At 65.4% G+C, this 7,377-nt stretch carries 8 protein-coding genes; 2 read left to right on the top strand and 6 right to left on the bottom strand.

Annotation, left to right across the window (positions count from 1 at the left end; genetic code table 11):
• On the top strand, window positions 1-281 hold a 281-nt coding region (locus tag ABQE89_RS22435; protein WP_448420721.1), incomplete at its 5' end, for a dihydrofolate reductase family protein.
• A 25-nt stretch (window positions 282-306) separates the two neighbouring features.
• Here ABQE89_RS22435 and ABQE89_RS22430 read toward each other — a convergent pair.
• The 6 genes from ABQE89_RS22430 to ABQE89_RS22405 all read right to left on the bottom strand — a co-directional run bounded on the left by ABQE89_RS22430 (window position 307) and on the right by ABQE89_RS22405 (window position 6,749).
• Window positions 307-810 carry a methylated-DNA--[protein]-cysteine S-methyltransferase gene (locus ABQE89_RS22430; RefSeq protein WP_448420719.1) on the bottom strand — a complete coding sequence of 168 codons (504 nt, stop codon included), beginning with the start codon at window positions 808-810 and terminating at the stop codon, window positions 307-309.
• Entirely contained in the window at window positions 807-2,294 is a 1,488-nt protein-coding gene (locus ABQE89_RS22425; protein WP_448420717.1) for an AlkA N-terminal domain-containing protein, read from the bottom strand. Before ABQE89_RS22425 ends, ABQE89_RS22430 begins: the two co-directional genes overlap by 4 nt.
• A gap of 137 nt (window positions 2,295-2,431) precedes the next feature.
• Window positions 2,432-3,820: an MFS transporter gene (locus ABQE89_RS22420; protein ID WP_448420715.1), complete on the bottom strand. Its 1,389-nt coding sequence runs from the start codon at window positions 3,818-3,820 to the stop codon at window positions 2,432-2,434.
• A gap of 82 nt (window positions 3,821-3,902) precedes the next feature.
• Window positions 3,903-4,526, bottom strand: coding sequence for a LutC/YkgG family protein (locus tag ABQE89_RS22415; protein WP_448420713.1), 624 nt, complete (start codon window positions 4,524-4,526; stop codon window positions 3,903-3,905).
• Entirely contained in the window at window positions 4,519-5,988 is a 1,470-nt protein-coding gene (locus tag ABQE89_RS22410) for a lactate utilization protein B (protein WP_448420711.1), read from the bottom strand. The genes ABQE89_RS22415 and ABQE89_RS22410 overlap by 8 nt, the downstream gene beginning before the upstream one ends.
• Window positions 5,985-6,749, bottom strand: a complete 765-nt coding sequence (locus ABQE89_RS22405) for a (Fe-S)-binding protein (protein ID WP_448420709.1) — start codon at window positions 6,747-6,749, stop codon at window positions 5,985-5,987. The genes ABQE89_RS22410 and ABQE89_RS22405 overlap by 4 nt, the downstream gene beginning before the upstream one ends.
• Window positions 6,750-6,895: 146 nt before the next feature.
• Between ABQE89_RS22405 and ABQE89_RS22400 the strand changes: the two genes are divergently transcribed.
• Entirely contained in the window at window positions 6,896-7,351 is a 456-nt protein-coding gene (locus ABQE89_RS22400; protein ID WP_448420707.1) for a nuclear transport factor 2 family protein, read from the top strand.
• Window positions 7,352-7,377 lie beyond the last annotated feature (26 nt).

The following is a 7,377-nucleotide window of genomic DNA, read 5'->3' as shown; positions in this document are numbered from 1 at the left end:
ACTGGAACTCCCGGCTGGACCGCGGCCACCCCGTCGAGGTAGTGACAAAGCTCAAAGCGGAGACCGACGGCAACCTGGAGGTAGCCGGCGCCACGCTGGCCGCACCGATCGTGCAGGCCGGACTGGTGGACGAATACCGGCTCGTGATCGCGCCTACCGCCGTGGGTGGTGGCACTCCGTTCTTTCCGACACTGCCGTCATGGATCTCGCTGCGGCTGTTGGAGAACCGCACCTTCCCATGCGGCGCCGTCCTGCTGCGCTACGAGGCGAAACTTGACTGAACTACTCCGCTGAACGGCCGCAGTCTCAATCGAACAATGTCGCAACCGGCGAAACCCTGCTCCTCTCCATGTCGAGCAGCGCCCTCTTCCGATCCAGGCCACCGCCGTACCCGGTGAGGCTGCCATTCGAACCGATCACCCGGTGACACGGAACGATGATGCCAATCGGATTGTGGCCGTTGGCCAACCCGACGGCACGGAATGCGCCGGGTGATCCGATCTGCCTGGCGATCTCGCCGTAGGAGCGGGTCTCACCGTAGGGAATCGTCAGCAGTGCCTCCCAGACCCGCCGCTGAAACGCCGTACCGACCAGATCCAGGCGCAGGTCGAATTCACGGAGGTCACCGGCGAAGTAGGCGTTCAGTTGCTCGACGGCGTCGGGGAACGCGTTGTCGTCGGGCTCCCAGCCGTCACGGCTGGGCTCGTAGGTCTGATCGACCATCCGCAAATGCCTCAACCGCCCGTCGGTGCCTGCCAAGGTCAGTTGACCCACGGGGCTGTCCATCGCGCGAAATTGCAGCGCTGTCATCGGTTCTCCTTCGGCGGCCACTCATTGACCGCGTGATCGAGGGCTGTCCAGAGGTGCTGGGTTGCGTAGGACCGCCACGGGCGCCACCGCGAACTGTGCTGTTCGAGTGCCCGCTGATCGCCCGGCAATCCGATCTGCTTGGCGGCCAGTCGTACGCCGAGGTCACCAGCGGGGAACGCGTCCGGATCGCCGAGCCCGCGCATGGCGATCACCTCCGCGGTCCAGGGCCCGATGCCGGACAGGCTCAGCAACTGTGCGCGCGTTCGGTTCCAATCGCAACCCGCGTCGAGGCTCACTTCGCGGTCTGCGAGGGCGCGGACGAGCGTCAGCAGCGACCGCCGGCGAGACTTCGGCACCGCCAAATGCGTCGGATCGATCTCGGCCAGGTCCTCCACGGCCGGAAACACATGTGTCAGACCGCCGTTGGGGTCGTTGACGGGGCGGCCGTAGGCCGCCACCAGGCGTCCGGCATGGGTTCGGGCAGCCTTGAGGGACACCTGTTGGCTGAGCACCACGCGCACGGCAAGTTCCTGTTCGTCGACCGTACGCGGTATGCGTTGCCCCGGGGCCTTGGCGACCAACACGCTGAGCTCAGGATCTGCGCCGAGCATGTCGATAACCGCCTCCGGGTCTGCGTCGAGATCGAGCAGGCGGCGACACCGGGCGATCGCGGTGGTGAGATCGCGGAAGTCGTCAAGCACGATCTGACATTCCACGTGGTCGGGTTGCGGTGTGAGACTGACAATCCCGTTCCCGTTTGGCAGGCGCAGGGTGCGTCGGTACGCGCCGCCGCGAACCTCCTCGATGCCTGGGACGATGCTGGCCGCGAGGTGGCCGAACAGCCCTTCGTAGGCGAACGGCGTGCGGACCGGCAGGCGTAATGCGAGCGCTCCGGCGCCGGCGGGCTCGCGGCCGACGGGTGTGCGTGCCCGCTGACGCAGGGCCGTGGGTGTCAGGTCGTAGACCTCGCGCACGCTGTCGTTGAACTGCCGGATGCTGGAGAATCCGGCCGCGAAAGCGACGTCGCTGAACGCTAAGTCAGTGGTTTCGATGAGAATCCGTGCGGTGTGGGTGCGCTGTGCTCTGGCCAGCGCCAGCGGGTTCGCGCCCACCTCGGCCTGCAGCAGCCGCTCGAGTTGCCGGGTGGTGTAGCCCAGCCGAGTAGCCAAGCCGGATACGCCTTCCCGGTCGACCGTGCCGTCGGCGATCAGACGCATCGCGCGCGCGACCACGTCGCCGCGCACATTCCACTCAGGTGAACCCGGTGACGCGTCGGGCCGGCACCGCTTGCAGGCGCGGAAGCCGGCCTTCTGCGCGGCTGCCGCGGTGGGGTAGAACCGCATGTTGTGCGCGTGCGGCGGCCGCACCGGGCAACTGGGCCGACAGTAGATTCCCGTCGTCAGCACGGCGGTGACAAACCAGCCGTCGAACCGGGCGTCCTTGGACTGCACGGCCCGGTAGCAGCGGTCGAAGTCGTCGTGCACGCCTCAACAATTACACGTGCCCACCGACATGACTAGCGGAAAAACGACATCGTCGTCGCGTTTCCCCGGGGGACGCTGGATGGCGATCAGGCTCGCACGGAGCGGTCGATTCCCCTGGCCATCCTTGAGCGCGCAGCCTAGGCCCTGCGATATGGCGGTCGACCGTCGACGTCGGCCCGGTTGCGCATGAGCATGATTGCGGGAACCGCGGCGAGGCCGAAGAGCCCTCCGGCCAGGAGGATGTAGAGGTGAATGCCGCTGGCCGTGCTGGCCGGGGCGCCGTCGGAGACGGTGCTCGGTACCTGGGTGGCCTTGAGCACCTCGCCGCCGGCGACGGTTACGGCAACCGATCCGACGGCGAGCACGACCGACACCAGCCCGGCGATCGTGCCCTGATGCTCGGGTGCAGCGAGATCGGTGGCCAGGTTGTACCCCGACGCACCGATCGCGCCGGCGGCCGCACCGAGCATCGCGCAGCAGATGATCGCCAGCGGGAGCACTGATACGCCTGCCAGCATCGTGAACGTCGCGACGACGCCGACGAGGATGCCTCCGATCAGGGGGCTTCGAGGACCCAACAGACCCGCGAGCCATCCGGCGCACACACCACCGATGACGATGCCGAGATTGGGCGTGGCCAACAGCACTGCGATGGCCTCGCCATTGCCCAGTCCGTAACCCAGCCGCAGGTCGGCAGGTACCTGCGCGACGATGCTTGTCAGTTGCAGCATGCTCCGAAACGAGCCGGCGGCCAGTGCGAGGGCCAACAGCGTCAGCAGGATCGGGCGGGTGAGTGCTCGGATGTCGATGATGGGTTCGTCCACCCGAAACGTGCGAAACGCCCAGCCGGCCAACGCGACGACCCCGGTGGCCAACAGCGCAAGCATGCCCGCGGACAGCCATCCGAGGTCGCTCCCGAGGCTGGGATAGGCGAGCACCGCACCAAGAGCAGCGCCGAGAAGCAGCGCCCCGACGACGTCGATCCGGCCGGCGATTCGGATCGGCGACTCCGGGATGAACAGGCGCACGCACAGCGCGGCCGCCGCGGCGAGCAGTGCCGCCGCGATGAACACGCTCCGGAAGCCGAACACATCGATCACCGGCTTCATCAGAAACGGCTCGACGATTCCGACCGCCGCCGAGCCGGATGTCACGAGTCCGACCACGGCCATCGCCACTCGCGGGCTACAGATTTGACGCGCGAGGGCGACGGTGATGAAGACCGCTGCGAAGGCGGCACCTTGGATGAAGCGCCCCACCAGAAAAACCCAGAGACTGGTGGCCACGAAGCAGACCAGCGCTCCTGTGCACGCGAGGACTAGTGTGGCGACGAGGACGCGGCGCTTCCCGAAGATGTCGGAACTCTTCGCCAGCAGCGGCGACCAGATGGCGCCGGCCAGCATCACGCTCACATTCAGCCATGCGACCTGATCGGTGTCGAAATGCTGCAGCAGCTGGGGCAGAACCATCATGGGCGAGCCGACGGCCACATCGGCCAGGACGTTGGCCAGGACGAGAATGATCACCCATACCAGAAGTCGCAAACTCCACCGGTGCTCCTGGCCGACGTGACCGGATAGCGCGCGCGCCGCGTCTTCCATTGTGGTGTCAGCGGTCGACGAGTAGCACGTCGAGAGTGCGCGGACCGTGTACGCCTTCCACGCGGTTCAGTTCGATGTCGCTGGTCGCGCTTGGACCGGAGATGAAGGTCAGTGGTGCAACGGGATTCAGCGACGCAAATGCCTGCGGCACGGTGTCGACGATCTGGTCGGCGAACACCACGCAGATGTGGTGGTCGGGGACCAGGGTCAGCGCCCGCCTGCCTTGGGCTGCTCCGGCGTCGAGTACCACAGTTCCGGTGGCGGCGATGCCGAGCGCGCATCCCGTGACCACTGCGCCGACCTGATCGAGCTGTTCGACGGTCAGCGGTGTTTCGGTCCTGTCGGAGATGGTCTCGATCCCCTCAACCCATCCGCTCGGTAGATCGGCGGGGACGGCGACCGGTCCCTGCGTTGTCGCCAAGGCGGCGATCGTGGCGGGTATGGCCCTCGCATGAATGCGGTGGACGCGGGCGCGGTACTCGCTCACGGCGTCGGCGAAACGATCCGCATCACCGGTGCCGGCCAGTGGTGAGTGCTCGTAATCACGCGGTACGTCGACGTGGTCTGGCTGGGCGCGTAACGCCGCGCGAATGCGGGTGAGTATCGCTGTGCGAGCGTCGGAGTCACTCATCGGGTGCTGTGCCGTGCGTTCGGTCCCACCACTGACGGAAGGTTTCTGCCGGCGGTCGTGGCAGATCCCGGCTCGTCGTCCACCGTGATCCCGGCCACGGCAATGCACTGATCTGACCATCGGAACGCATCAGTCGTCGTGTCGCCCCCGCTGCCCGCTCGGCCAGGGCAAAGCGGCGCGGCGACCGCATCGTCCACGCCGCGGCCTTCATCGCCAGGTCTTGTCCACCGGGTAGGCCACCGCGTTCGGAGTCGACTTGCTGTGCACGAAGGTGGACCAGGATGCTGGGGATGTCGATGAGCACCGGGCACGCATCGAAACATGCGCCGCATAGCGAAGACGCATATGGCAGCGAAGCATTGGGGTCGCCGTGGCCCTGGGTACCGGTGAGCTGAGGGCTGAGAATCGCGCCGATGGGACCCGGATACACCGAGCCGTAGGCATGTCCACCGGTGCGTTCGTAGACCGGGCAGACGTTGAGGCAGGCGCTGCAGCGAATGCAGTACAGTGCGGCACGGCCTTCGGGATCGCCCAGTACCCTGGTGCGTCCATTGTCCAGCAGTACCAGATGGAATCGTTGTGGCCCGTCGCCGGCATGTACGCCGGTCCACATGGACGTGTAGGGATTCATGCGTTCGGCAGTCGATGACCGCGGCAGGAGTTGCATGAATACCTCGAGATCGGAAAACCGTGGGATGAGCTTTTCGATGCCCATCACCGTGATGAGCGTTTCCGGCAACGTCAGACACATCCGTCCGTTGCCCTCAGACTCGACTACCACCACGGTCCCGGTGTCGGCGGCCGCGAAGTTGGCGCCGCTGACGGCCACCCGCGCGGACAGGAACTTCCGGCGCAGATGAGTGCGCGCGGCCATCGCGAGTGCTCGCGGATCGTCGGTCAGCTGCCCGACATCTGACATCTCACGCATGAAGGTCTCGCGAATCTCGGCTCGACTTCGGTGGATGGCGGGGACCAGGATGTGGCTGGGTTTGTCTCGGCCCAACTGCACGATGAGCTCGGCGAGGTCGGTTTCGATGGCGGCGATGCCGTGGGCTTCCAGGTGCTCGTTGAGTCCGATTTCCTGGGTCGCCATGGATTTGACCTTGACGACTTCGTTGCTTCCGCAGTCGCGCACTATGCCGGTGATGATCTGGTTGGCCTCGGTCGCGTCTCGGGCCCAGTGCACCACACCGCCGTTGGCGATGACGTTGTGCTCCAATTTTTCAAGCAGTTCGGGTAGACGGGCCATCACGTCACGCTTGAGTGCGCTGCCAGCGGCGCGCAGCTGCTCCCAGTCGCTGCACTCTGCCACCGCCACAGCCCGTTTGGATCGAATGGTGTGGGTGGCATGGCCGACATTTCGGCGCATCTGGGTGTTGCGAAGTTCACGACGCGCCGCCTCGGGGAACGGTTCGGTTCCGCGCAGATTGCCGAAGCCTGGTATGCCCAGGAAGGTTGTCATCGAGAGCTTGCCTGCGGTCCGGGGCCGGCTTCGGTCGATGCCAGGATCTCGGCAAGATGCACGGTGCGCACCGATGCGCGCATTCGGTTCAACCCGCCACCGATCTGCATCAGACAGGATGAGTCACCCGCGGTGCAGATCTCGGCTCCAGATTCGAGTACGCATGCCATCTTGTCGGCCAGCATTGCCGTAGACGTGTCGGCGTTCTTGATCGCGAAGGTTCCGCCGAACCCGCAGCACGTGTCGGCGTTCGGCAACTCCACCAGGGTCAGCCCTCTGACGTTGCGCAGCAACTCGAGCGGCTTGTCGCCGACGCGCAACATGCGCAACGAATGGCAGGTGGGGTGGTAGGTGACCCGGTGGGGGTAGTACGCGCCCACGTCGCGTAGTCCGAGCACGTCGAAGATCAGCTCAGACAGCTCATAGGTGCGCGCAGCCAACACTTCGGCGCGCCGTGCCAATGCCTCGTCTCCTGCTCGACGGGCCACCCAGGCGTGCTGATGGCGCACCGAACCCACACACGAGCCCGACGGCGCGACGACCACGTCGCATTGACAGCGCTCGAACACTTCGACGTGATGTCGAACCAGGGGAGCGGCCTCCGCGAGATACCCGGTGTTGATGTGCATTTGGCCGCAACACGTCTGCCCGGCGGGAAACACGACTTCGTGGCCCAGTCGCTCGAGCAACGTCACCACGGCGATCGCGGCTTGGGGAAACAATGCGTCGGCAAGGCAGGTCGCCATCAGGCCGATACGCAATGTGGCTCCAAAGTTTCGTTGATGGCCTCGGAGTTGGTGAGCGTATCTGAGCGGCCGATGGCCAGGATCCGTAGCTGTACGGATTGCCCGCCACTATCACGTTGGCATTCTCGGTTCCAAGTCCTACACCGCGTCGGGAGGCGACAATGACGACCACCACCGAAGGAGCGCAACGCAACAAGGCGACGGCAGAGGAGTTCATCGACGCTTACAACAGTCTGGGCTGGTCGGGCCAGGACGATGCGATGCGGCGTTTTCTTGCGGTGCTCACCAAAGACGCCGAGATAGATTTTCCCGCGGCGGGCATCAAGCAGACCCCGCACATGGAGGTTTCCGCGTCAACAGGAGTCGCACTCTTCTCTCGACGCCACATGGATGTCCGTAGGCTGATCGCCTCCGACGACACGGTGGTTTACGAGATGGAGTGGACTGCAATCAGTGGTGGGGGGCCGGGATTGGCGCCGGCTGGTGAGCAGATCAAGATGGAAAACTGCGTCGTACTGAGCTTCCGGGATGGCTTGATATGCCGCTACGTCGAATACGTCGGTGTTCATGAAGGCATCGATCTCGACGTCGTTGCCGGCCGGTTGAAGGGGGACTGACCGGCCGGTTCAACTGTGTCCTGGCT

This window comes from Mycolicibacterium sp. XJ1819 (assembly GCF_053483675.1).
The sequence above is the reverse complement of the archived record's forward strand: the minus strand, read 5'-3'. Positions and strand labels throughout refer to the sequence as shown.

Excerpts from the sequence above, each read along its gene's own strand:
- ABQE89_RS22430 (WP_448420719.1), bottom strand. The coding sequence starts at position 810 with ATGACAGCGCTGCAATTTCGCGCGATGGACAGCCCCGTGGGTCAACTG.
- ABQE89_RS22415 (WP_448420713.1), bottom strand. The coding sequence starts at position 4,526 with ATGAGTGACTCCGACGCTCGCACAGCGATACTCACCCGCATTCGCGCG.
- ABQE89_RS22410 (WP_448420711.1), bottom strand. The coding sequence starts at position 5,988 with ATGACAACCTTCCTGGGCATACCAGGCTTCGGCAATCTGCGCGGAACC.
- ABQE89_RS22400 (WP_448420707.1), top strand. The coding sequence starts at position 6,896 with ATGACGACCACCACCGAAGGAGCGCAACGCAACAAGGCGACGGCAGAG.